Origin of the sequence: Rhizobium sp. BK049 (assembly GCF_014193135.1) — a bacterium.
Lineage (GTDB): Bacteria > Pseudomonadota > Alphaproteobacteria > Rhizobiales > Rhizobiaceae > Rhizobium.
Genome location: NZ_JACHYV010000002.1, coordinates 168,947 through 192,470 on the forward strand (window position 1 = coordinate 168,947; position 23,524 = coordinate 192,470).

The 23,524-nt window shown below is 61.7% G+C and carries 17 protein-coding genes; 7 read left to right on the plus strand and 10 right to left on the minus strand.

Annotated elements, in window-relative coordinates; all coding sequences use genetic code 11:
• Positions 1-186: 186 nt before the first annotated feature.
• A complete protein-coding gene (locus FHT70_RS02740) occupies positions 187-657 on the plus strand; it encodes an Hsp20 family protein (RefSeq protein ID WP_097597249.1) in 471 nt (156 codons plus the stop codon).
• 71 nt (positions 658-728) lie between these two features.
• On the opposite strand, the gene FHT70_RS02745 is transcribed toward FHT70_RS02740, so the two are convergent.
• Complete coding sequence (locus FHT70_RS02745; RefSeq protein ID WP_183698735.1) at positions 729-1,733, minus strand: bile acid:sodium symporter family protein; 1,005 nt, start codon at positions 1,731-1,733, stop codon at positions 729-731.
• Between the two features lie 92 nt (positions 1,734-1,825).
• Between FHT70_RS02745 and FHT70_RS02750 the strand changes: the two genes are divergently transcribed.
• Positions 1,826-2,680 carry a LysR substrate-binding domain-containing protein gene (locus FHT70_RS02750; protein WP_097597251.1) on the plus strand — a complete coding sequence of 285 codons (855 nt, stop codon included), beginning with the start codon at positions 1,826-1,828 and terminating at the stop codon, positions 2,678-2,680.
• Positions 2,681-2,721: 41 nt separating this feature from the next.
• On the opposite strand, the gene FHT70_RS02755 is transcribed toward FHT70_RS02750, so the two are convergent.
• Positions 2,722-3,774: a low specificity L-threonine aldolase gene (locus FHT70_RS02755; protein WP_183698737.1), complete on the minus strand. Its 1,053-nt coding sequence runs from the start codon at positions 3,772-3,774 to the stop codon at positions 2,722-2,724.
• A 540-nt stretch (positions 3,775-4,314) separates the two neighbouring features.
• Between FHT70_RS02755 and gltB the strand changes: the two genes are divergently transcribed.
• The 3 genes from gltB to FHT70_RS02770 all read left to right on the plus strand — a co-directional run bounded on the left by gltB (position 4,315) and on the right by FHT70_RS02770 (position 11,552).
• Complete coding sequence (gene gltB, locus FHT70_RS02760) at positions 4,315-9,036, plus strand: glutamate synthase large subunit (RefSeq protein ID WP_183698739.1); 4,722 nt, start codon at positions 4,315-4,317, stop codon at positions 9,034-9,036.
• 220 nt (positions 9,037-9,256) lie between these two features.
• Positions 9,257-10,711 (plus strand): glutamate synthase subunit beta, encoded by a 1,455-nt coding sequence (locus tag FHT70_RS02765; protein ID WP_085779410.1) that lies wholly within the window; start codon positions 9,257-9,259, stop codon positions 10,709-10,711.
• Positions 10,712-10,925: 214 nt separating this feature from the next.
• Entirely contained in the window at positions 10,926-11,552 is a 627-nt protein-coding gene (locus FHT70_RS02770; protein WP_183698741.1) for a hypothetical protein, read from the plus strand.
• A 21-nt stretch (positions 11,553-11,573) separates the two neighbouring features.
• Here the strand turns inward: FHT70_RS02770 and FHT70_RS02775 are convergent, their stop codons facing one another.
• Both FHT70_RS02775 and FHT70_RS02780 read right to left on the minus strand, forming a co-directional pair.
• Entirely contained in the window at positions 11,574-12,791 is a 1,218-nt protein-coding gene (locus FHT70_RS02775; RefSeq protein WP_183698743.1) for a DUF459 domain-containing protein, read from the minus strand.
• 64 nt (positions 12,792-12,855) lie between these two features.
• Positions 12,856-14,079 carry a lytic murein transglycosylase gene (locus tag FHT70_RS02780; protein ID WP_183698745.1) on the minus strand — a complete coding sequence of 408 codons (1,224 nt, stop codon included), beginning with the start codon at positions 14,077-14,079 and terminating at the stop codon, positions 12,856-12,858.
• Between the two features lie 204 nt (positions 14,080-14,283).
• Between FHT70_RS02780 and galU the strand changes: the two genes are divergently transcribed.
• Positions 14,284-15,171 carry a UTP--glucose-1-phosphate uridylyltransferase GalU gene (galU, locus tag FHT70_RS02785; protein ID WP_085779406.1) on the plus strand — a complete coding sequence of 296 codons (888 nt, stop codon included), beginning with the start codon at positions 14,284-14,286 and terminating at the stop codon, positions 15,169-15,171.
• Between the two features lie 56 nt (positions 15,172-15,227).
• Here the strand turns inward: galU and FHT70_RS02790 are convergent, their stop codons facing one another.
• Positions 15,228-16,760 (minus strand): outer membrane beta-barrel protein, encoded by a 1,533-nt coding sequence (locus FHT70_RS02790; RefSeq protein WP_183698747.1) that lies wholly within the window; start codon positions 16,758-16,760, stop codon positions 15,228-15,230.
• A 140-nt stretch (positions 16,761-16,900) separates the two neighbouring features.
• On the opposite strand from FHT70_RS02790, the gene FHT70_RS02795 reads away from it, so the two are divergent.
• On the plus strand, positions 16,901-17,896 hold the full coding sequence (locus tag FHT70_RS02795; RefSeq protein ID WP_085779404.1) for a KpsF/GutQ family sugar-phosphate isomerase: 996 nt from the start codon (positions 16,901-16,903) through the stop codon (positions 17,894-17,896).
• Here FHT70_RS02795 and FHT70_RS02800 read toward each other — a convergent pair whose 3' ends face one another.
• The 5 genes from FHT70_RS02800 to omp10 all read right to left on the minus strand — a co-directional run bounded on the left by FHT70_RS02800 (position 17,897) and on the right by omp10 (position 23,378).
• Entirely contained in the window at positions 17,897-18,352 is a 456-nt protein-coding gene (locus FHT70_RS02800; protein WP_085779403.1) for an NfeD family protein, read from the minus strand. It lies immediately after the preceding gene.
• A 3-nt stretch (positions 18,353-18,355) separates the two neighbouring features.
• Complete coding sequence (locus FHT70_RS02805) at positions 18,356-19,387, minus strand: SPFH domain-containing protein (RefSeq protein ID WP_085779402.1); 1,032 nt, start codon at positions 19,385-19,387, stop codon at positions 18,356-18,358.
• A gap of 185 nt (positions 19,388-19,572) precedes the next feature.
• Positions 19,573-20,607 (minus strand): ferrochelatase, encoded by a 1,035-nt coding sequence (gene hemH, locus FHT70_RS02810; RefSeq protein ID WP_183698750.1) that lies wholly within the window; start codon positions 20,605-20,607, stop codon positions 19,573-19,575.
• A gap of 123 nt (positions 20,608-20,730) precedes the next feature.
• Positions 20,731-22,728 (minus strand): 5'-nucleotidase C-terminal domain-containing protein, encoded by a 1,998-nt coding sequence (locus FHT70_RS02815; RefSeq protein ID WP_183698752.1) that lies wholly within the window; start codon positions 22,726-22,728, stop codon positions 20,731-20,733.
• A gap of 281 nt (positions 22,729-23,009) precedes the next feature.
• Entirely contained in the window at positions 23,010-23,378 is a 369-nt protein-coding gene (omp10, locus tag FHT70_RS02820; RefSeq protein WP_085779399.1) for an outer membrane lipoprotein Omp10, read from the minus strand.
• Between the last annotated feature and the right edge of the window lie 146 nt (positions 23,379-23,524).

Sequence of the window (23,524 nt, forward strand, 5' to 3'; positions counted from 1 at the left end):
GAACCGGCCGTTCACGCAGGGTTCACGGCCGGTCGAGGTGATTTCGAAAAGGTCTTGAACTCCTCGAATCGCATCACCATCTCCATTCTGCGGGTGCCAAAAGGGCCCGCGCAACCGTCCCGAGACTGCCAAGATGGGGTTTCAGGGGCATTTTACCGCAACACGTCGCTTCCCTAGGAGGACATCATGCGTCACGTAGACTTCTCTCCCCTCTATCGTTCGACAGTCGGTTTCGACCGGCTCTTCACCATGCTCGACAGCCTTGCTCAGCCGGAGCAGGCGCAGACCTATCCGCCCTATAATATCGAGCGCACCGGTGAAAACACCTATCGCATCACCATGGCGGTCGCCGGTTTCGACGAGACCGAGCTTTCGATCGAAGCTCATGCCCATGTGCTGTCCGTGAAGGGTGAAAAGAACGAGGAAACCGCCGAAGGCGGCGAATTCCTCTATCGCGGCATTGCCAAGCGCGCCTTCGAGCGCCGCTTCCAGCTCGCCGATCATGTCGAGGTGTCAGCCGCTTCGCTGAAGAACGGCCTGCTTCACATCGATCTTCTGCGCAACATTCCCGAGGCCATGAAGCCCCGCAAGATCGCGATTGCCGCCGAGCCGGTCGAGGCTCCGAAGGCGATCGAGGCGCAGGTCATTAACGGTTAACAGCTGTCCCTCTGGGACACCGGACGGCGCCCCGATCGGGGCGCCTTTTTTGTTGCCGTTCATCTTATTGTTCAGGCCGGGCTTGCGGCATCCTTCATCTGCTGTTCCGTTACGCGCCGGGCTGCTGCTGCGGCATATTTCTGGGCGATGACGGCGCAGACCATCAGCTGAATCTGGTGGAAGAGCATCAGGGGAAGCACGATCGCGCCAATCGACTGGCCGGCGAAGATGACGTTTGCCATCGGCACGCCGCTTGCCAGGCTCTTCTTCGAGCCGCAGAAGGTGATGGTGATCTCGTCGGCCTTGTCGAAGCCCAGCCAGCGGCTACCGAACATCGTCAAAACAAGGACAAAGGCCAGAAGCACGACGTCGGCGACGAGGACGACGGCGATGTTGGCAATCGAGAAAGTGTTCCACAGTCCTTCGACGACCGCCGTCGAGAAGGCAAGATAGACCACCATCAGGATCGAGCCGCGGTCGACCGGCTTCAGGATCTTCGTCTTGGCGCGAATCCAATCGCCGATCCAGGGCTGCAGGATCTGGCCAGCGATAAAGGGGGCAAGCAGCTGCAGCAGGATCTGCTGAAGCGCGTCGAAGGAGAAGCCGCCATGGCCGCCGACGGAAAAGAGCGGGCCGACCAGCAGTGGCGTCAGGAACATGCCAAAAATGTTCGAGGCCGAGGCCGAGCAGATCGCGGCGGGCACGTTGCCGCCCGCCATCGAGGTGAAGGCGATCGACGACTGCACCGTCGACGGCAGCACGCAGAGGAAGAGAATGCCGAGATAAAGCGGCCGTGGCAGGATCGTGTCGGGGATGAAGCCGAGCCCAAGCCCGAGCAGTGGGAAGATGCCGAAGGTCGTCAGCAGGATGATCAGATGCAGCCGCCAGTGCAGCAGACCAGCGATGACGACGTCACGGGAAAGGCGCGCGCCGTGCAGGAAAAACAGCGCCGCGATGGCAAGATCGGTGGCGATGCCGAAATAATCCGCAAAACTGCCGCTCGCCGGAAAAAGGGAGGCGAGGATGACGGCGCAGACGAGCAGGATCGTGAACGTATCGGGCAGAAAGCGGCGCATCGCGGTCTCGCAGCAATAAAGTAGCCATTGTTCTGTCCTCCATTATGATCCAGGATGCAAGAAATAACAGTTATTGAGAATCTGGATTTCCTATGCTCGACCTCTCGCAGTTGCGCAGTTTCGTCGCCGTCGAACAGATGGGCAGCTTCACCCTTGCCGCGGAAAGGCTGGGCCTCGGGCAATCGACGGTCAGCCAGCATATCCAGCGGCTGGAGGCGGCACTCGGACGCAAGCTGCTCGCGCGCGACACGCACAAGGTGATGCTCACCGGTGATGGCGAGGCGCTGCTTTCGCGTGCGCGCGCCATGCTTTCGATCGAGGGGCAAGTGCAGGCGCTGTTCAAGAGCACCAGCCTGCGCGGCAGCCTCCGGCTCGGCGTGTCGGAGGATTTCGTCACCAGCCAGCTACCGGCGGTGCTGGAGGATTTCGTTCGGTTGCATCCGTCTGTGGACCTGGAGCTGACCGTGGCGCTCTCCGGCGTTCTTTACGAAATGCAGGACAATGGCGAAATCGATCTGGTGCTTGCCAAGCGCCGACTTGGCGATGGGCGCGGAAAGCTGGTCTATCGCGAGCCGCTCGTCTGGCTGGCGCGCGATCCTGAACGAGTACTCGCCTCCGGCCCGCTGCCGCTGATCGCATTTCCGCCACCGAGCGTCACGCGGGCGATCGCCCTAGAAGCGCTCGGGCGCAATGGCGTGCCGTGGCGAATCGTCTGCACTTGCGGCAGCCTGAGCGGGCTGACGGCAGCAGCGCGGGCGGGAATGGGTGTGCTGGTGCAGCCGCGCAGTATGGCTCCCGCCGGACTGAAAGAGATCGCCGCGGGGAAACTGCCGGTGCTCGAGGACGTGGAATTCGTCTTGGTGCCGCGCAAGGGCGCGGATCAGGTGCTGGTCGCGGCGCTGTCCGACGATATTCTGCAAAAAGTAAGGGGGCTGAGGTCCGCATGACCCGTCGCCGTCACCGGTCGGCAAGCCCTACCGATCGGCGCTCAGGCAGCCAGACACCTCAGGAAACCATCCACGTCGGCTTCTGTGGTTGCGAAGCTGGTGACAAGGCGGATTAGGGTTTCGCTTGCGGAAACGAGTTCCGAGGTTGCCGCAGGCACAGGCCATTCGTAGAATTTTGCGCCTTTTTCCTCTGCGCTTCTTGCAGCACTCTTGCTGATGACGGCAAAGACCTCGTTGGAAGCGGTCGGCCAGGCGAGGCGCCCGGCGCTGCTGGCGGCAATTCCGGCGCGCAACCGGTCGGCCGTGGCGTTCGAATGGCGGGCGAGATCGAGCCAGAGACCGTTTTCGAAATAGGCATCGAACTGGGCAGCGATGAAACGCGACTTGGAGAAAAGCTGGGCGGCGCGCTTGCGAATGAAGGGCATTTCCTTTGCCTGATCCGGATTGAAGAAGATGATCGCTTCGGCGCACCAGCAGCCGTTCTTGGTACCGCCGAAGGACAGCATGTCGACGCCGCGTTTCCAGGTCATCTCCGCCGGCGTGGCGCCGAGCGCGATCAGCGCATTGGCGAAGCGGGCGCCATCCATGTGGAGCGGCAGGTTGCGCTTCCTGGATATTGCGGCAATCTCGCCGATCTCCGGCAGGGAATAGACGGTGCCGATCTCGGTCGCCTGGGTAATGGTCACAGCACTGGCCCGGCCCTGACGGAGGGCGTCCTCGGGGAAGTGGGCGATCTTTGCCGAAAGCTTCGCCGGATCGATCTTGCCGGCTTCACCGTCGACGGCCACGAGGCGGGCGGAGCCGGAGAAGAATTCCGGCGCGCCGCATTCATCCTCGATCACGTGCGCTTCCGAATGGCAGAAGGTAATCCCGCCGGGACGCTGAACGCTCGCCAGCGCCAGGGAGTTGGCGGCCGTGCCGGTGGCGACGAAGAAAACGGAAACCTCACGTTCGAAGATCTCGGAGAAACGAGCCTCGACCTTTTTGTCGAGGTCGCCGGCGCCATAGGCCGGAGCAAATCCGGCCGATTCCCTCAGCAGGCGTTCGGCAATGGATCGGTGGGCGCCGGCCCAATTATCGGAAGCAAAGAACATGGTGGAGACCTGGGGAGTGGAAGGAGCTGGGAGGTTCGCAGCGGACCTTACGCCAAAGCTTCACGGGATCAAGGTTGCCGGCACTAACACATCACGAAAATTGAAGTACGCAATTAATAAAAATAATGAGGCCAACTTGCGTAATTTTATTTCGCTACTGGGGTTTTTCTGGCAATCTTCCGTCGCAAAATCACGATTTTTGGCGTGACGCTCTTGCAGACTGAGAAGGTTTCTGGCATAGAGCTGATGAATTAGGACAGTGTTGCTGTCCTATTCTGGCCTTAGTGGCCGAAGAGGCGCCGAAAACCCTGGCAGCGACGGGCTTTCACGCTATAGTTCTTCCGAGCGTCAGCCCTCCGGCTGGCGCACGGGGGCGAATGGCAGGCGCGGAACGCGACGGTTTGCTTTCCTCAAGAAGCAGATGTCTGCGGCCGATCTTCACCATGCAACAGCGCTGTCATGCGACGGACCTATTTTCAGGTTGCGAAGCAAGACGAAAAGCCGCCCGCGGCCCCGCGGGCTTCGACAGGAGGAAAGACGATGACGAAGACGCCATCCATGGAATTTGACCGGTTTGCCGCTGCAGAGGCGCGCGCGACGGCCAATACGTCCAAATCCGCTTCCGGCCTGCCGAAGAAGCAGGGGCTTTACGATCCTGCCAACGAGCATGACGCTTGCGGCGTTGGCTTTGTCGCGCATCTGAAGGGCGAGAAGTCGCACCAGATCGTCAAGGACGGCCTCTTCATCCTCGAGAACCTGACGCATCGCGGCGCCGTCGGCGCCGACCCGCTGATGGGCGACGGCGCCGGCATCCTGGTGCAGATCCCTGACCGCTTCTTTCGCGAGGAGATGGCCGCGCAGGGCATCACCCTGCCGCCGGTTGGTGAATATGGCGTCGGCCATATCTTCATGCCGCGCGACGAAAAGCAGATCGAGCACTTCAAGAAGGTGATCAAGGACGTCATCGTCGAGGAAGGCCAGGTCTTCATCGGCTTCCGCGACGTGCCAGTCGACAATTCCTCGCTTTCCAAGGCGCCTGATATTGCCGCGACCGAGCCGCATCACGTGCAGGTCTTCATCGGCGCCGGTGAAGACGCCGAAAGCAACGACGAGTTCGAGCGCCGGCTGTTCACGTTGCGCAAGGTGATCTCCAACCGTATCTATGACGAGTTCGACGGCGAGGAGAGCAACTTCTATCCAGTGTCGCTGTCATCGGCGACAGTGGTCTACAAGGGCATGTTCCTGGCCTATCAGGTCGGCGCCTATTATAAGGACCTGTCGGACCCGCGTTTCGAAAGCGCGGTCGCTCTCGTGCACCAGCGCTTTTCGACCAACACCTTCCCGTCGTGGAAGCTCGCGCATCCTTACCGCATGGTCGCCCATAACGGCGAGATCAACACGCTGCGCGGCAACGTCAACTGGATGGCGGCGCGCCAGGCGTCGGTCTCCTCACCGCTGTTCGGCGAGGACATCTCCAAGCTGTGGCCGATTTCCTACGAGGGACAGTCGGATACGGCCTGTTTCGACAATGCACTGGAATTCCTGGTCCGCGGCGGTTACTCGCTGGCGCATGCGGTGATGATGTTGATCCCGGAAGCCTGGGCCGGCAACCAGTCGATGGCGGCCGAACGCAAGGCGTTCTACGAATATCACGCCGCGCTGATGGAGCCGTGGGACGGACCGGCTGCCGTCGCCTTCACCGACGGCAAGCAGATCGGCGCTACGCTCGACCGCAACGGCCTCAGGCCGGCGCGTTATCTCGTGACCGATGACGACCGCGTCATCATGGCATCCGAGGCCGGCGTTCTGCCGGTTCCTGAGGAGAAAATCATCCAGAAGTGGCGCCTGCAGCCGGGCAAGATGCTGCTGATCGACATGGAAGAAGGCCGCATCATCTCCGACGACGAGGTGAAGTCGAAGCTTGCGACAGCGCATCCCTATCGCAACTGGCTCGACCGCACCCAGCTCATCCTCGAAGACCTGAAGCCGGTGGAGCCGCGGGCGCTGCGCCGCGACGTGTCGCTGCTCGACCGCCAGCAGGCCTTCGGCTACACGACCGAGGATACCAGGATCCTGATGTCGCCGATGGCGACGACGGGTCAGGAAGCGATCGGCTCGATGGGCACGGATACGCCGATCTCGGCAATGTCGGAAAAGCCGAAGCTGCTTTATACCTATTTCAAGCAGAACTTCGCGCAGGTGACGAACCCGCCGATCGATCCGATCCGGGAGGAGCTCGTCATGAGCCTGGTCTCCTTCATCGGCCCGCGCCCGAACATTCTCGACCACGAGGGCATGGCGAACGCCAAGCGCCTCGAAGTGCGCCAGCCGATCCTGACCAATGGCGATCTCGAAAAGATCCGCTCGATCGGCCATACGGAAGACCGCTTCGACACCAAGACGCTCGATTTCACCTATGATATCGAGCGCGGCGCGGCTGGCATGCCTGAAATGCTCGACCGGCTCTGCGAGCGCGCGGAGGCGGCCGTCAAGGGCGGCTACAACATCATCGTGCTCTCCGACCGCCAGATCGGTCCCGACAGAATCGCCATTCCGGCGCTGCTGGCGACGGCTGCCGTGCACCATCACCTGATCCGCAAGGGACTTCGCACCTCGGTCGGTCTCGTCGTCGAGACGGGGGAGCCGCGCGAAGTGCATCACTTCTGCCTGCTCGCCGGCTACGGCGCCGAGGCGATCAACCCTTATCTCGCCTTCGACACGCTGCTCGACATGCATGCCAAGGGCGAGTTTCCGAAGGAAGTCGATGCCTCCGAAATTGTCTACCGCTACATAAAGGCGGTCGGCAAAGGCATCCTCAAGGTGATGTCGAAGATGGGCATCTCGACCTACCAGTCCTATTGCGGCGCGCAGATCTTCGATGCGATCGGCCTGTCGTCGGAACTGGTCGATAAGTATTTCTTCGGAACCGCGACGATGATCGAAGGCATCGGCCTCGAAGCGATCGCTGAAGAGACCGTTGCCCGCCACACCGCAGCCTTCGGCAAGGATCCGCTGCTGGCGACAACGCTCGATATTGGCGGCGAATATGCCTACCGCATGCGCGGCGAAAGCCATGCCTGGACCCCGGACGCGGTTGCAGCCCTTCAGCATGCCGTGCGTGGCAATGCCGAGGATCGTTACCGCGAATTCTCCGAAATGGTGAACAACTCGGCGCTGCGGATGAACACGATCCGCGGGCTCTTCAACATCAAGAGCGCCGAGGCGCTCGGACGTAAGCCGGTATCGATCGACGAGGTCGAGCCGGCCGCCGATATCGTCAAACGTTTCTCGACCGGGGCGATGTCGTTCGGCTCGATCTCCAGAGAGGCGCATACGACGCTGGCGATCGCCATGAACCGGATCGGCGGCAAGTCGAACACCGGCGAAGGCGGCGAGGAATCCGACCGCTACATGCCGCTCTCCGATGGTTCGATGAACCCGGAACGCTCGGCGATCAAGCAGATCGCATCGGGCCGCTTCGGCGTCACCACCGAATATCTGGTCAATGCCGACGTGCTGCAGATCAAGGTGGCGCAGGGCGCCAAGCCCGGCGAAGGCGGTCAGCTTCCGGGTCATAAAGTCGACGCGACCGTTGCCAAGACCCGCCACTCGACGCCGGGTGTCGGCCTGATCTCGCCGCCGCCGCACCACGACATCTATTCGATCGAGGATCTGGCACAGCTGATCTACGATCTGAAGAACGTCAACCCGACCTCCGACGTCTCGGTCAAACTGGTCTCCGAAGTCGGCGTCGGCACCGTCGCCGCCGGTGTCGCCAAGGCGCGCGCCGACCATATCACGGTCGCCGGCTTCGACGGCGGCACGGGTGCCTCGCCGCTGACCTCGCTCAAGCATGCCGGCAGCCCCTGGGAGATCGGCCTTGCCGAAACCCAGCAGACGCTGGTGCTGAACGGCCTGCGTTCGCGAGTCGCGCTGCAGGTGGACGGTGGCCTCAAGACCGGCCGCGATGTCATCATCGGGGCGCTGCTGGGCGCCGACGAGTTTGGCTTTGCCACCGCGCCGCTGATCGCGGCCGGCTGCATCATGATGCGGAAGTGCCATCTCAACACCTGTCCGGTGGGAGTAGCGACGCAGGACCCGGTGCTGCGCAAGCGCTTCAAGGGCACGCCGGAGCACGTCATCAACTACTTCTTCTTCGTCGCCAACGAAGTGCGCGAGATCCTCGCCTCGCTCGGGTTCACCCGGCTCGACGACATTATCGGCGCTTCGGAGCTCCTCGAGAAGGACGAGATGCTGGCGCACTGGAAGGCGAAAGGCCTCGATTTCAGCCGCATCTTCCACAAGGTCGAGGCTGCCAAGGAGGAGACTTTCTGGACGAGCCGGCAGCAGCACCCGATCGATGATATCCTCGATCGCAAGCTGATCGAGCTCGCGCAGCCGGCGCTGACCGACAAGACGCCCGTCGCCTTCGAGGTCGGCATCAAGAACGTCGATCGTTCGGCGGGCGCAATGCTTTCCGGCGAAGTCGCCAAGCGCTTCCGCCATCGTGGGCTGAAGGAAGACACGATCAACGTGACGCTTCGCGGCACTGCGGGGCAGAGCTTCGGCGCATTCCTGGCGCGCGGCGTCACCTTCAACCTGATCGGCGACGGCAACGACTATGTCGGCAAGGGGCTTTCGGGAGGCAAGATCATCATCCGGCCGCCGGAGAATTCGCGGATCGTCGCCGAAAACTCGATCATCGTCGGCAACACCGTGCTTTACGGTGCGACCGAGGGCGAATGCTATTTCCGCGGCGTTGCGGGCGAACGTTTCGCCGTGCGCAATTCGGGTGCGATCGCCATCGTCGAAGGTGTCGGCGACCATGGTTGCGAATACATGACCGGCGGCGTCGTCGTCGTGCTCGGCGGCACTGGCCGCAACTTCGCGGCCGGCATGTCCGGCGGCGTCGCTTACGTGCTCGATGAAACAGGCGATTTCGCCAGCCGCTGCAACATGGCGATGGTCGAACTCGAGCCGGTGCCGGAGGAGGACGACATGCTGGAGAAGCTGCATCATCACGGCGGCGATCTCATGCACAAGGGACGTGTCGACGTCTCGGGCGACATGACGCGTCATGACGAGGAGCGTCTCTACCAGCTGATCTCCAACCATCTGCACTATACGGGCTCCGCCCGCGCCAAGCAGATCCTCGACAATTGGGCCGACTACCGTCCGAAGTTCCGCAAGGTCATGCCTGTGGAATACCGCCGTGCGCTCGAGGAAATGGAGCGTAGCCGGATGGGTATCGCCGCGGAGTGATTTGCGCCGGATATCGGCCGCCTGCCGAGCGCAGATGGCCGATGTCGGAAACGTCTCGATGACCCGTAACGATCATGCCGGTGAAGGCCGCCTGGATCGTGCGGATGGTTCAGGGGATATGTTCCAATGACGGTCATGAGAAGCAACCCGCCCGGGATACCGGGACTGATGACAGAAACTGGCCGCGGGTGAGGCGGTCATGAGGGTAAGGGACGAAGAAATGGGTAAGGTAACAGGATTTCTGGAGATCGACCGGCAGGTGGCGAAGTACCAGCCGGCGTCGGATCGCATCCGTCATTTCCGCGAGTTCACGATCCCGATGTCGGACCCGGAAGTGCAGAAACAGGCGGCGCGCTGCATGGACTGTGGCATCCCCTATTGCCACGGCCCCACAGGCTGCCCGGTTCACAACCAGATTCCCGACTGGAACGACCTCGTTTACAACAACAACTGGGAAGCGGCGATCCAGAACCTGCATTCCACCAACAACTTCCCGGAGTTCACCGGCCGCGTTTGCCCCGCCCCCTGCGAGGAAGCCTGCACTTTGAATCTCGAGGATGCGCCGGTCGCCATCAAGACAGTCGAGCAGGCGATTGCCGACAAGGCTTATGAACTCGGTTTCATCCGGCCGCAGCCGGCAACGGTCCATACCGGCAAGAAGGTCGCCGTCATCGGTTCCGGCCCCGCCGGTATGGCTGCCGCCCAGCAGCTCGGTCGCGCCGGCCACGACGTGCATGTCTATGAGCGTGAGACCAAGCCGGGCGGTTTGCTACGCTACGGCATTCCCGACTTCAAGATGGAGAAGAACTTCATCGACCGTCGCGTCGAGCAGATGAAGGGCGAGGGCGTGACCTTCCATTGCGGCGTCAATGTCGGCGTCGACGTCAAGGTCGAACAATTGCTGGCCGAACACGACGCCGTCCTTTACTGCGGCGGCTCCGAGACGCCGCGCGAGGCGGGCATTCCGGGCACCGACCTTGCCGGGGTGCATGATGCGATGCCCTATCTGGTGCAGCAAAACCGCCGCGTCGGGCGCGAGAACATCGACAGTGTCGGCTGGCCGTCGGATCCGATTCTTGCCGGCGCCAAACATGTCGTCGTCGTCGGCGGCGGCGATACGGCTTCGGACTGCGTCGGCACGGCCTTCCGCCAAGGCGCCGTCAAGGTCACCCAGCTCGACATCCGGCCGCAGCCGCCTGAGAAGGAAGACAAGCTTGCTGTCTGGCCCTTCTGGGCGACGAAGATGCGCACGTCCTCCTCGCAGGCTGAGGGCGCAGTGCGCGAATTCCAGGTTGCGACGCTCGAATTCATCGGCGAAGACGGCGTGCTGACCGGCGTCAAGTGCTGCGAGGTCGACGAGCGCCGGCGGCCGGTCGCCGGTACGGAATTCGTCATTCGCGCCGATCTCGCCTTCATCGCCATCGGTTTCCGCGGCCCGTTCACGACAAGCGTGCTGAAGGAGCTCGAAGGCAAGCTGACGCTCAACACCGACAAGCGCGGCTCGACCAACGTCGTCGCAAACGACCGCGACTACAAGACTTCGGTCGACAAGTTTTGGACGGCGGGCGATGTGCGCCGCGGCCAGTCGCTGGTGGTCTGGGCGATCCGCGAAGGCCGCCAAGCAGCGCGCGCCATCGACGAGGCGTTGATGGGCTCGACCGTCCTGCCGAACTGATCGCACCTCATATAGGCTGGCGAAGACACGAACTCCGCCTTTCCGGCGGAGTTTTTTATTGTGCGCGGCGCATCCGGCGGGACCTCTTTTCGCCGGTGCGACCGCTTGACGCGCCAGGCTGGGGCGCAAGCTTGAAGCAATGCCGGAGGGTGAGGCTTATGCCTGACGCGGGCTCAGGAGGAGCCGCCGCGAATGATCGACAAGGATTATTCAAATGGTTTCTGCACTCGATAATACCAGGATGGTTTCGGCCCAATACGCATTGAAGAATCTTCGTAGCTCCGATGAAAGCTCAGAGGATACGCAGAGTTCGTCGGCGGCGAGCATTCTGAGCAGCTATGGACTCGATTCGAGTTCGGCGTCGCTTCTTTCCAATCAGGCGCTGTCGGGGCTGCTCGGCGCGCTTTCGTCCAAGGACGACACCTCAGATGAGACTGACACGACTGGCGACAGCGCCGATGTGACCAGCGCCTCCTTCATGTCGATGCTGAAGCAGCAGCTGCAGGAAGCAGCCGCGGCCGAAGGCGAAAGCGGCAAGGCTCACGATATGCTGGCTGCGCTCGAAGCAGGCACGCTCACCATCTCCGATCCGACGCAGGGCGTGTCGGTCCCTGCCTGGGACATCGATGATCCGGACGAGGCCGACACCGAAAGCAAGGCCGGCGAGGCGATCGATGTCAGCGGTTGGAGCGACTTCCTCGATGCGCATCTGGAGCGCGGCAGCGACGGGGCCTTCGTCAAGGAGAACGGCAGCTATGTCGACCAGACGAGTGCCAGCCATGCCTTCTTCGGGCTGATCGGCTCGAATTACTATTATCTGAGCTGGCCGCAGGCAGCATAAGAAGGCCGCCTCGCCTAGTTTCTATTTCACCGAGACTTCGGCCGGCGTCTTGGCCGCCGGCATGCGATAGTCGTCGACGCGACCGACAGGTGCCGGCGTCATCTCGCCCTGCTCGACCAGGAGATCGCGCGGCGATTTCGTCAGCGTCACCGGTGGCGGCCTTGCTCCCAGGAGCTCGGCGCCGCCATCAAGATTGGGATCGGAGAGGCTGATCGGCACGGTATGCTCGACCGGATTGGTGGGAAGGCCGAGGCCCGGCAGGTTGCTTTCATCGAGGCGCACCAGATCGGGGCTTGCCTGGGTTCCGAGAATCCGGCGGGCGGGCTTTTCCACATAGAAGGCAAGCTTACGCCGGCCGGCCTGCGTAAGGTTGATGCCGTCGGAGGTGCGCAGGCGCACCTGCTGGCCGTTCACGTCGGAACCGGTGACGATGAAGGTGCCGTTTTCGTCGACGAAGCCATCCCAGATGTCGACGAATTCGCCGCCGATGCTCTCGACCTGGTTACGATAGAGCTGGTTCATCTGGACAGCATCGGCCGTCATCTGATCGGATTCGAAGGCAGGAAGACCGACCCAGAGCAGCGGTATCTTGCGGCTGGTGACTTCCTTTCCGAAAGAAAGGACACGACGGCGATATTCGGCAAACCAGCCGTCGGTGCGGAACTTCTCCTTCGCGCTGTCGGTCACCATCTGCTGGCGGTCATTGGCGCCGATCATGACGACGACCATTGCCGGCTTCAGCTCGTCGATCATCTTCGGTAACTGTTCCGGCCAGTCGTAATAGTCGTCGCGGACAAGGCCCGAGGAAATGTTGCCGCGGGCTTCGACAGCGACGCCCGGTGAAGTCTCGAAGGCGGCGGTGAGCCCGTCGCCGAGGCCGCTGGCAAGGAAATCGCCGACGATCAGGATTTTCCGGGCGTCGCCAAGCTTCTGCACGACCGGCTCTTCCTGCACCGGCGGGCGCACAGGCGATGCGGTGCGGGTATTGATCACGGCTTTCTGGGCTGGCGGCGGGCGCTTGCGCTGCTGGCGTTTCGGCTGCGGTACATCAGGAGCCTGCGGGCTGTCGTCGAGATAGCGCCTGCCGAGGAAGAAATCCAAGATCGACCGGCGCTGATAGCGCTGCTCTTGGGCTTGCGCGACAGTCACCGGCGCAACAGCGCCGAGACAAAGCGAAGCCGCCATCAAGGCGAGCATGAGCCAGCGGATTTTAGGCGTCCGGTCAGTTTTCTTCATCATGGGCAGTTCCGCAGAGGGCAAGCCAGCTTCTACCCCCGCTATGTAGGTCACGGTTGGGCCGCTTCTAGCGGCGAAGCGCGTTCAGAAGCGGCAACGAGGGCTCGCCGTCCGGCTGCATGCCGATTCGCTCCTGCACGGCCGATATCGCCGCTTTCGAACCTGAGCCGAAATTGCCGTCGACCTCGCCATTGTAATATCCGAGCGTCTTGAGACGAGTCTGCAGCTCGAATTTCTCGGTGATGTCGAGCGCGCCGTCGGGACGCGGCCAGCGCTGCTGCATGGCGCCATAGCCGGCGATCTGGTCGGCCAGCAGGCCGACGGCAAGCGCATAGCTGTCCGACGCATTATAGTTCTTGATGGTGAAGAAGTTTGCCGTCATCAGAAATCCGGGGCCGCCGGCTCCGGCCGGCATTTTCAATACGGCTTTGGTGCCGCCGTCGCGGAAGGCCTTGCCATTCGGCCGTTTCAGGCCGAGCTCCGCCCATTGGGCGAGCGTATGGGTCTTGCCGATCTGCTTGGCGGCTGCCGCGGGGACGACGACCTCGTAGCCCCAGGTCTTGCCAGTATCCCAGCCGTTCTTCATCAGGAGATTGGCCGAGGTCGCCAGCGCGTCCGGCACCGAATTCCAGATATCGCGATGGCCGTTGCCGTCGGCATCGACAGCGTAGAGCAGATAGCTTGTCGGGATGAACTGAGTGTGGCCCATGGCGCCCGCCCAGGAGCCGGTCATCTGACGTGCCGGCACATCGCCGTTCTGGAGGATCTTCAGCGCGGCAACCAGCTGCTTCTTGGCGAATTTGGCGCGGCTCGGATCGGCATAGGCAAGGGTTGCCAGTGCGCGCGGCACATAGTGCAGCCGGTCGTCCTTGTCGAGAATCGCGCCGTAATTCGATTCCATCGACCAGATCGCGAGCAGAATGGTCTTGTCGACGCCGAAGCGCTGCTCGATCGCATTGAGCGTCCGCGCATGCTTGACGGCCATCTCGCGGCCGATCCTGACGGTGTAGGGGTTAACGCGGGAATCAATGTAATCCCAGATCTTCGAGGTGAATTCCGGTTGATAGGCCGCCTTTTCGAGCACGGTCGGGTCGGGTTCGCTCACCCCGGAAAAGGCCTTTTGATAAGTTGCCTTACTGATGCCACTCTCAGCGGCTGTTTGGTAAAAGTCCGCGATCCATTTCTGGAACCGGGAATCGGCTTTCGCGTTGTCGGGGGCCAGCCCCACCTGGGCGGCGACAACGAGGGCGAGAGCAAGGCCACGAAGGGAGTTTTTGTGATTCTGGATCATCGACAGTCGTATCCGTCATCTTCAGTTTTCGGTGCAGCAGGGGGCATCATGTCCGCCCAGACCCGAGACTACAGGAACGGAGTCAACAAATTCTTTACCATGGCGGCCCGCGGCGGTCACCATTGCAAAACAGTAGCAATTCTATACTAGTCAGACATGAACGGCTTTATTTAAAAGGCGATTTAGTCAAAGCAGGAGGCCTGTGTGGCGCATCACAATAAAGTTCGTAAGGCAGTTTTTCCGGTGGCAGGGTTGGGAACGCGGTTCCTGCCGGCAACGAAGGCTGTTCCGAAGGAAATGTTGACCGTTGTCGACAAGCCTATCATTCAATATGTCGTCGATGAGGCGCTCGAAGCCGGAATCGAGCATCTGGTCTTCGTTACCGGACGCAACAAGCACATTATCGAAGACTACTTCGACATCCATTTCGAGCTGGAACAGACGCTGCGCGAGCGCGCCAAGGAAGCGGAAATTACCCTTCTTGCCGAGCAACTGCCGAAGGCAGGAACGGTAAGCTTCACCCGTCAGCAGGAACCGCTCGGCCTCGGTCACGCCGTCTGGTGCGCCCGCGAAATCGTCGGCGACGAACCTTTTGCGCTGCTGCTGCCGGATATGATCATGAAGGGCGACAAGGGCTGCATGAAGGGGATGATCGATCTCTACAGCCAGAGCGGCGGCAATATCATCGCCGTCGAGGAATGTGCGCCCGATCAGGCTCATAAATACGGCATCGTCGGCGTCGGCGAAGCGATCGGCGAAGGCTTCCGCATCACCGGCATGGTGGAAAAGCCTGCCAAGGGAACGGCGCCGTCCAACTTCTTCATCAACGGCCGCTACATCCTGCAACCGGAGATCTTTAAGATCCTCGAAACTCAGGAACGTGGCGCCGGCAACGAGATCCAGCTCACCGACGGCATGCTGAAGCTACTGAAGGAACAGGATTTCGCCGGCTACCATTTCCGCGGCACGACCTACGACTGCGGCGCCAAGGACGGCTTCATCCTGGCAAACGTCGCCTACGCCCTCGAACGTGCTGATATCCGTCCGTCTGTCGAAGGCGGCTTCAAGGAACTGCTCGCAGGGCTGAAGTAAGGCTTCACTCAGACTTGTCATTGATAAACGCCGCGCCTTCCATCGAAGCGCGGCGTTTATCTTTTCAGCTTGAGGCCGACCCCCGCGCGCCATTGCCGCGAGTCGTCGCCGTCCTTGCGCGTCGTCAGTTCGTAGCCAAGCGTGCTGGTGAGATCGAGATAGCGGTTGATGTTCCAGGTCAGGCCGGTCGCCGCAGTATACACGAGCTCGTCGCTAATTGTGCTGTCGGTGGGATAGTCGCGCCATATGACGCCGCCGATCATGGTTCCGACCAGATTGTCGCGCAGCTGGTGGGTGACGGTCGTCGTCAGCGCATGCGAGACGTAGCCGCTCTCGCCAGCGGTGGTCGAGGGCTGGATGCTCGTCTGCAGGTCGAGATTGACGTCGGTGCCGCGGATCGGTGACCAGAGCAGGCTCGCATCGAGCGTGGCCGTATCGATCGAGGCCAGCCGGCTGTCTTCGAAATCCGCCCTTTCGTAGCCCACGCCGACTTCACCCTTCAGCTTTTCGCCGAGGTCGACCTCGACGCCAGCTTTGGCGCCATAACTATGGCTTGAGCGCTCGTAACCGGCGGAATCGCGCGTCTCGTCGTAGATCGTACGGCCGATCGTGGCCTCGATGAATGGGATGAGCGCCGGCGACAGCTCGTAGCCGACGCGACCGCGCAGCGTACCGGTCGTCTGATTGCGATCGCTCAACGCCACGGTCGTGCCGTTCGCAAGCGTGGCGTCGGAATAGATCGAACGGTTCAGGGCGAGCGCCGTCGTGCCGCGCAGGATGCCGAAATCGCGCTGGACGGAGGCGCCGGCGGTGAACTCCTGCACGTCGGACTGCTGTGTGGCATCGGCGATGGCATCGGGATCGTCCGTATCCTCGCGGTAGAAATTATAGCCGGCCGTGAGATGCGCGACCGTGTCGTCGGGAAGGTCCAGCCGGAGATCGCCGTTGACCTTGAAGGACGGCTGCTCCTCGCCTTCACCGCTGATATTCCTCTGCCAGGCGCCTTCCGAGGTCACGGTCAGCTGGTGCCGTCCCCAGTCGGAGGTGAGCGTCGCGGCTGCGTCCGTTTCGAGGAAAGCGCGCCGCTGCCTGGTATTGCCGTCCTTGGTGGTCTCGGTGTTGATGCTTTGGGTCACGCTCGGGCGGAGCACGAAAGTGCCGATCGGAATACCGGGTGTTTCTGCCGTCGAGGCATTTTCGCCAGCCCTGCGGATCGGCGGCGTCTCGTCGATCCGCGCTTCACGGGTGTTCAGTCGGCGCATGTCCTCATCGAGGATGGAGCCGGTAATGTCGTCACCGGCTTGCGCGTCCGGTATGGCGGGCCTCTGCCGGGTATCGTCCGGATCTCCCGCCGCACCCGTTGCCACAGGAGTGGTAGAAACGCTGATTTCGTCATCGAAACCGGCTGCGGCATTGTTCGTAGTGCGATTGTCCGGGCTGGCGGAGCGGCTAGCGACAGGCTGCTGTGAGGCGGACTGTGCGAGTGCTGCAGTCTGGCCGAACAGCAGTGTGCCGAACGCAGTAAAGCAGACGACACGCCTCATCGCGCGGAGCGGCGTCACACTGCTCGTCTGTTTTGGTTGGCCCATTCACTCGCCTGACATGCTTTCGGTTCTTACTCAAAGGTAAAGCCTTGTGGTTAATCATTCGTTGTCGCCGGCGGGCGCTGTTCACAATTCGGGAATGGTGCGGGGTGGACTTGGAAAGTGAAAAGGTCTAACGCATCTCCATGAACAGAAGAGCGATCAAACTCGTTGAAAACAGCGTGCTCGAATCGGCAAAACGCACGATAGAGACCGAGAAACGCGGTCTTGAAGCGCTCGAACGGGCCTTTGACAACGGACTGGCCGGCCCTTTCACCCGCGCCGTCGAAATCATCGGCGACATCTCCGGCCGGGTTATCGTTACCGGCGTCGGCAAGAGCGGCCATATCGGTACCAAGCTCGCGGCGACATTCGCCTCGACCGGCACCCCCGCCTTTTTCGTGCATGCGGCCGAAGCCAATCATGGCGATCTCGGCATGATCGCGCGCGATGACGTCGTCTTGGCGATTTCCAAAGGCGGCGAGAGCGCCGAGCTCAAGAGTATCATTTCCTTCACGCGGCGCTTCTCGATCCCCTTGATCGCGATCACCTGCAGCGAAGCTTCCTCGCTTGCGACGGCCGCCGATATCGTGCTTCTGGTCCCGAATGAACAGGAAGCCTGCCCCAACGGGCTGGCGCCGACGACCTCGACGCTGATGCAGCTTGCACTCGGCGACGCCTTGGCGGTCGCACTCCTGGAGGCGCGGGGCTTTTCCGCCACCGATTTCCACGTTTTTCATCCCGGCGGCAAGCTGGGTGCGAGCCTGATGCATGTCGCCGATATCATGCATACCGGCGAGAAGGTGCCGCTCGTTGCCAAAGGCACGCCGATGCCGCAGGCGATCACGGTGCTGTCGCGAAAGCATTTCGGCTGCGTCGGCGTGCTCGACGAGGATGGGCGGCTCTGCGGCATCGTCACCGAAGGCGACATGGCTCGGAACCTGAGCCGCAATCTTGCTGAGCTTGCCGTCGACGACATCATGACGACGACGCCGAAGACGGTGAAACCGACGGTGCTGGCGACGGCGGCTCTGGCGCTGCTCAACCAGCACCACATCGGTGCCCTGATCGTTATCGACGAGGATATCAGGCCGATCGGGCTGGTGCACTTCCACGACCTGCTGCGGATCGGCGTCGCCTGATCAGACCGGTTCGACCCGCAGGTCGCGGCCATGACACGAGATGACCTTCACCTGTGTTCCTACGGGCAAATCGGGGCCCATTACCTGCCATAGCGTATCGTCGAGGCGGATGCGGCCGCGGCCCTCGCGGATCGGCTCCTGCAGCGTGGCGGTGCGTCCGACAAGACTTGCGCCGCGCTGATTGAGGAAGGGCTCGTCGGTCTCGGCGCTGCGCAGCGTCAGCCGGCGGCCGGCAAAGGTCGTGGCGACGGCCAGAACCGCAAAAAGGATCGCTTGCAGTTCCCAGACCCAGAAGGCGCTGTCCCAGAAGAGCAGCGACAGTGCGCCGACGATCAAGGCCGCGAGGCCGATCCAGACGAGGAAGAAACCGGGCACGATCATTTCGGCGGCGAGCAGCACGAGGCCCGCAACCCACCAGTTCCATGGACCGAGTTCGGCGATGATCTTCGCCAGCATGGCTTATCGCTCCTGATCCGGATTGAAGGGATTGGGGGCAGGCGGATTGATCGGCGGTGTAGAGCGGATCGGCGCGGGACGCGGACGCGGCGGGGAAGGCGGCGGCGGATTGCCGGCGTCCCCGAAGACTTCGCGGGCGATGGCGCCGATGCCGCCGAGCGAGCTCAGGATGGAAGAGGCTTCCATCGGCATCAGCACGATCTTGGAATTGGGCGCCGAGCCGACCGAGGCGAGCGCTTCGGTGTATTTCTGGGCGACGAAATAGTTGATCGCCTGAACATCACCGGCGGCAATCGCTTCGGAGACCATCTTCGTCGCCTTGGCTTCGGCCTCGGCCAGTCGCTCGCGGGCTTCGGCGTTGCGGAAGGCGGCTTCGCGCTGGCCTTCTGCCTGCAAAATCGCGGATTGCTTGGCGCCCTCGGCCCTGAGGATCTGCGCGTTGCGCGCTCCTTCGGCTTCCAGTACCTGAGCGCGCTTCTCGCGCTCGGCCTTCATCTGGCGGGCCATCGCATCGACGAGGTCGCGCGGCGGCTGGATGTCCTTGATTTCGACGCGGGTGACCTTAATGCCCCAGGGCTGCACCGCCTCATCGACGACGCGCAGCAGCCGGTCATTGATCGCGTCGCGGTTGGAAAGCAGTTCGTCGAGATCCATGGAGCCCATGACCGAGCGGATGTTGGTCATGGTGAGATTGAGGATGGCATTTTCGAGGTGGGAAACCTGGTAGGCGGCCTGGGCAGCATTCAGAACCTGAAAGAAGGCGACGGCATCGGCTGAAACCGAGGCATTGTCTTTGGTAATCACTTCCTGGGTCGGCACATTCAGTACCTGCTCCATCACGTTCATTCGCGCTCCGACGCGCTCGATGAAGGGAGTGATGAGGTTGAGGCCCGGCTCCAGCGTGCGGGTATAACGGCCGAAGCGCTCGATGGTGTAGCGATAGCCCTGCGGTACGGTCTTGATCCCGGCAAAGAGCACCAAAATGACGAAGATGACCAGCACGATCACGACGATGTCGAAGCCGCCGAACAGCATGAAAAATTCCTCCCATCGGCGCATGCGCGCCTGCCCAACTGATGTGGTGAGTTAGCACGTTATTTGCGAGGAAGAAATGAGGGCGCAACCGCCCCGACTCCAACTGAGAAGGAGGTTCCGCCTCGGCTACGTCACCCGACTGCTACCGGCGACTTGTCAGGCCCCAGCTTTCTGTCGAGAGTCTCTCAGACCCAGCCCTGCAGCTCGCGGCGAACGACCTTTTCCAGCACCGTCATGCCGTCCTCGCTGTCGTTGAGGCAGGGGATATGCGCGAACTTCTCGCCACCATTCTCATGGAATGAGTGGGCGGCCTGTTCGGCGATCTCCTCGAGCGTTTCCAGACAGTCGGAGACGAAGCCGGGATTGATGACGGCGATGCGCTTGACGCCGTCCTGAGCGAGCTTCTCCACGGTCTTGTCGGTATAGGGCTGCAACCATTCCTCCGGCCCGAAGCGGGACTGGAAGGTGACCATGAAGTTTTCCTTGGTCAGCCCGAGGCGCTCGCGCAGCAGCCGGCCGGTCTTCTGGCATTGGCAGTAATAAGGATCGCCCTCTTTGAAATAGGACATCGGAATGCCGTGGAAGGAGGCGAGCAGCATTTCCGGCTTCCAGTCGAGCGTCGAAAGGTGCTTTTCGACGGATTGGGCGAGCGCCTCGATATAGGTCTCGTCGTCATGATAGTCGGGCACGGTGCGCAGCGCCGGCTGCCAGCGCATGGTGAGCAGCTGCTGGAAGGCCTTGTCGTTGACCGTCGCGGTCGTCGCCGCCGCATATTGCGGATAAAGCGGGAAAAGCACAATACGATCGCAGCCTTCTTGCTTCAGCGCGTCGATGCGCGAAGCGATCGACGGCGTGCCGTAGCGCATCGCCCAGTCGACCTTGACATTTTCGAGATCCCGCAGGCGCTCGGTCATCAGTTCCGACTGGTTGCGCGTGTAGGTGCGGAGATAACTTTCGTTTTTCTCCTTGTTCCAGATCAACTGATAGGCCTTGCCGACTTTCTGTGGACGGGTGTTGAGCACGATGCCAAAGAGGATCGGATACCACTTCCAGCGAGACCATTCGATGACGCGGCGATCGGTCAGGAACTCCTTGAGATAGCGGCGCATTGAGGTGTAGTCGGTGCCGTCGGGCGTGCCGAGATTGACCAGCAGGACGCCGATCTTGCCTGATTTGATGGCTGGATGATCTGCCGGACGGAGTGAAATATCTGCTGTCATTCTGGCCCCAACGGTCGTTGTCTCGTCGGCTGATACGCAGCCTCGAGAACATGGTTCACCCTATAGAAAGAAAAGCCGACCCGGGAAACCCCGGGCCGGCCTATGGTGTCGAGACAAATCGTCTTACTTTGCGGGAACCTGGATCTCCTTGCCGACCGTCAGATGACGTGGGTTGGGCTTGCCATTGGCATCCGAAAGCTTCCGCCACAGCGTACCATCGCCATAGAAGGTCTCGGCGAGATCCCAGAATGTGTCGCCCTCGGCGATGACGTGGGTGGACGGCGTGGCGGATGCGGGAGCGGCGGTCGGGGCAGGCTCCGTGGCTGGAGCAGCGGCGCTCGGGGCCGGTGCGGGCTCTGCAGCGGGAGCCTGTGCAGAAGGTGCTGGCGCCGGTTCTGCGGGAGCGGGCGTTGCCGGAGCCGGGCTCGGTTCGGCAGATGGAGCGGGAGCTGCAGGCGCAGGGGCCGAGGGTGCCGGAGCGGCGGGCGCCGGTTCCGCGGAGGGTGCGGGCGCGGCCTGCGCCACCTCGTTGATACGGCCATCGGTATAGGGCTTATAGGGCGAATGCGCGGCCACGTAGTCGGCAGTCACGTCGGCGAGATCCGGACCGTAATCGTAAGCGTTCTTGCCTTCCTTGAAGATCGAATAGCCATCGCCGCCTGATCGCATGAAGTTGTTGGTGGCGATCTTGTAGGTCTTGGCCGGATCGATTGGCGCGAAATTGTCGCCCTCCTTCACCTGAACATCGCTGACGCGGCTGCCGACAGGCTTCGATTGGTCGAACGAGAACTTCAGGCCGGCGACCTGCGGGAAGCGGCCGGCGCCCTGATCGATTTGGCTGACGCCGTTCTCAAGCGCCTTGACGACTTCCGCGCCAGTGGCTTCAAAAGTGGCGAGGGTGTTCTGGAAAGGCAGGACGGTGATGACTTCGCCCTGCGTGACATCGCCGCCGTCGATAGACGCACGCAGGCCGCCGCCATTCTGAACGGCGATGGTGACGCCCTGGCTCCTCGTACGGTCAAGCATGGCGTCGGCCACCAGATTGCCCATCGAGCATTCCTTGACGCGGCAGACCTTGCGATCGCCCTCGATAGGACCTTCGGAGGAGCCGATCACCTTTTTGCGCAGTTCTTCGATCGGTTTTGCCAGTTCGGCGACGCGGGTGACGACGGCCGGATCGGGTGTAAAGGACGAGTCGATCAGGATTGGATCGCCCTTGGCATCCTTGACGACGCCATTGTCGTCGAAGTTGACGACGATGTCGCCGAGATACTTGCTGTAAGAGGCGGCCTGGACGACCGGCACCTTATAGCCACCGGGGTTGTCGACCATCGTCGGATACGGGCCTTCGGCCTTCGGATCGGTATTGGAAAGCAGGCTGTGGGAGTGGCCGCCGACCACGACATCAACGTCCGGGATCTTGGCGATGAACGCTAGGTCGCGGGGATAGCCGACATGGGTCAGCGCGATGATCTTGTTGACCCCCTTGCTTTTCAGGTCCTGCACGGCTGATGTGATCGTCTGAACGTCATCTTCGATCGTGACATTCGGGCCGGGCGAGGAGAGCTCCGGCGTATCATTGGTGACGGCGCCGACGATGCCGATCTTCTGGCCGCCGACATCGAGCACCAGCGAGGGCTTGATGCGATCGCCGAGCTTTGAGACGGCACTCGCCTTAACGTTCGCGGTCACGACGGGAAATTGCACCTTGTCGAGGAAGGTCGCAAGTCCATCCTCGCTGTCGTCGAATTCATGATTGCCGACGGTCATGGCGTCGAACTTCATCAGATTCAAAAATTCGGCTTCGGCCGCGCCCTTGTAGGTGGTGTAAAAGAGCGAGCCCTGGAAATTGTCGCCGGCATTCAGGAGAAGGACATTCTTGCCCGACAGCGCCTGGCGGCGCTGGTCGATCGCAGTCTTCAGGCGGGCGGCGCCGCCGAAGCATTCCTTCTTGCCTTCCTCCTCGGCCGAGCAGGTGGAATCGAATTTGTTGATCGACTCGATGCGTGAATGGAAATCGTTGATGTGAAGAATATTGAGTTCGTAATCGGCAAAGGCGGCGCCCGCGCTCAGCGCCAGCATGGACGCGGTCAAAAGACCGAAGCTGAAAGACTTCGTCATCCCTGTTCTCCTGATTGAGGCGAAAGATCCCCCTGATCCCCGCCAATCCCTTCCAAGTCCGCCGGGTCGGTTTCCCGGCGAGCAGATGTTCCATCAGACGATTCACAACCGCAAGGGAAAGCTGGATCAGAAGGGATTCTTTCCAAGAGGACCGGCACAAAAAAGCGGCCTCTTAAGCGGCCGTCATCGCCTTCGAGGTGAGACCAGCATCAGCAGGACAAGGTGACCAGAAAAAGATTCGCACGGCAACCAGCACAAGACCGTCAGCGCATCCGCTCTTTTCAGCCGCGGCGGGAAAGTGTGAATTGTGCACCGGAATCCGAAGTGCAGTTGAGCTGGGTAGGATTGACGAGGGCGCAATTAACCTTGGACTGTGTCTTGCGCACCAGCGAGGTCATGTTGATCTCGACCAGTGTCGGCGAGGTATTGATATAGGTGCCGGAAGCAAGAAGCTGGTTGCTATCGGTCGTGCGGGTGGTGAAGGTACCGCCCTGGAACGTGGAGACGATGCCGTTCGGATCGCTCCAGCTGCCTTCAACGCCGTTGGCGGCGGGCGTGGCTGCAACCGGCAATGGCCGTGGCTCCGGCGAAACGCAGGAGGCAAGAGCGGCCGCTGCACCGACAAGAACGAGACCAGTTCTGATTTTCATAAGGCTTCTCCCGGCGAATCGGCGTGGCGGTCACCCGCCAAGTTCGGGCAAAACATGGCGTGCGTCTGCCATGATGGCAAGGCTTGGAGCAGTGGGGACGGCATTTATACAGCCAGCGTTACAAAAATGCCCGCCTCGCGGCGGGC

Coding starts and splice junctions, on each gene's coding strand:
- FHT70_RS02740 (WP_097597249.1), top strand. CDS start 187: ATGCGTCACGTAGACTTCTCTCCCCTCTATCGTTCGACAGTCGGTTTC.
- FHT70_RS02745 (WP_183698735.1), bottom strand. CDS start 1,733: ATGCGCCGCTTTCTGCCCGATACGTTCACGATCCTGCTCGTCTGCGCC.
- FHT70_RS02750 (WP_097597251.1), top strand. CDS start 1,826: ATGCTCGACCTCTCGCAGTTGCGCAGTTTCGTCGCCGTCGAACAGATG.
- FHT70_RS02755 (WP_183698737.1), bottom strand. CDS start 3,774: ATGTTCTTTGCTTCCGATAATTGGGCCGGCGCCCACCGATCCATTGCC.
- gltB (WP_183698739.1), top strand. CDS start 4,315: ATGACGAAGACGCCATCCATGGAATTTGACCGGTTTGCCGCTGCAGAG.
- FHT70_RS02765 (WP_085779410.1), top strand. CDS start 9,257: ATGGGTAAGGTAACAGGATTTCTGGAGATCGACCGGCAGGTGGCGAAG.
- FHT70_RS02770 (WP_183698741.1), top strand. CDS start 10,926: ATGGTTTCTGCACTCGATAATACCAGGATGGTTTCGGCCCAATACGCA.
- FHT70_RS02775 (WP_183698743.1), bottom strand. CDS start 12,791: ATGATGAAGAAAACTGACCGGACGCCTAAAATCCGCTGGCTCATGCTC.
- FHT70_RS02780 (WP_183698745.1), bottom strand. CDS start 14,079: ATGATCCAGAATCACAAAAACTCCCTTCGTGGCCTTGCTCTCGCCCTC.
- FHT70_RS02790 (WP_183698747.1), bottom strand. CDS start 16,760: ATGGGCCAACCAAAACAGACGAGCAGTGTGACGCCGCTCCGCGCGATG.
- FHT70_RS02795 (WP_085779404.1), top strand. CDS start 16,901: ATGAACAGAAGAGCGATCAAACTCGTTGAAAACAGCGTGCTCGAATCG.
- FHT70_RS02800 (WP_085779403.1), bottom strand. CDS start 18,352: ATGCTGGCGAAGATCATCGCCGAACTCGGTCCATGGAACTGGTGGGTT.
- FHT70_RS02805 (WP_085779402.1), bottom strand. CDS start 19,387: ATGCTGTTCGGCGGCTTCGACATCGTCGTGATCGTGCTGGTCATCTTC.
- hemH (WP_183698750.1), bottom strand. CDS start 20,607: ATGACAGCAGATATTTCACTCCGTCCGGCAGATCATCCAGCCATCAAA.
- FHT70_RS02815 (WP_183698752.1), bottom strand. CDS start 22,728: ATGACGAAGTCTTTCAGCTTCGGTCTTTTGACCGCGTCCATGCTGGCG.
- omp10 (WP_085779399.1), bottom strand. CDS start 23,378: ATGAAAATCAGAACTGGTCTCGTTCTTGTCGGTGCAGCGGCCGCTCTT.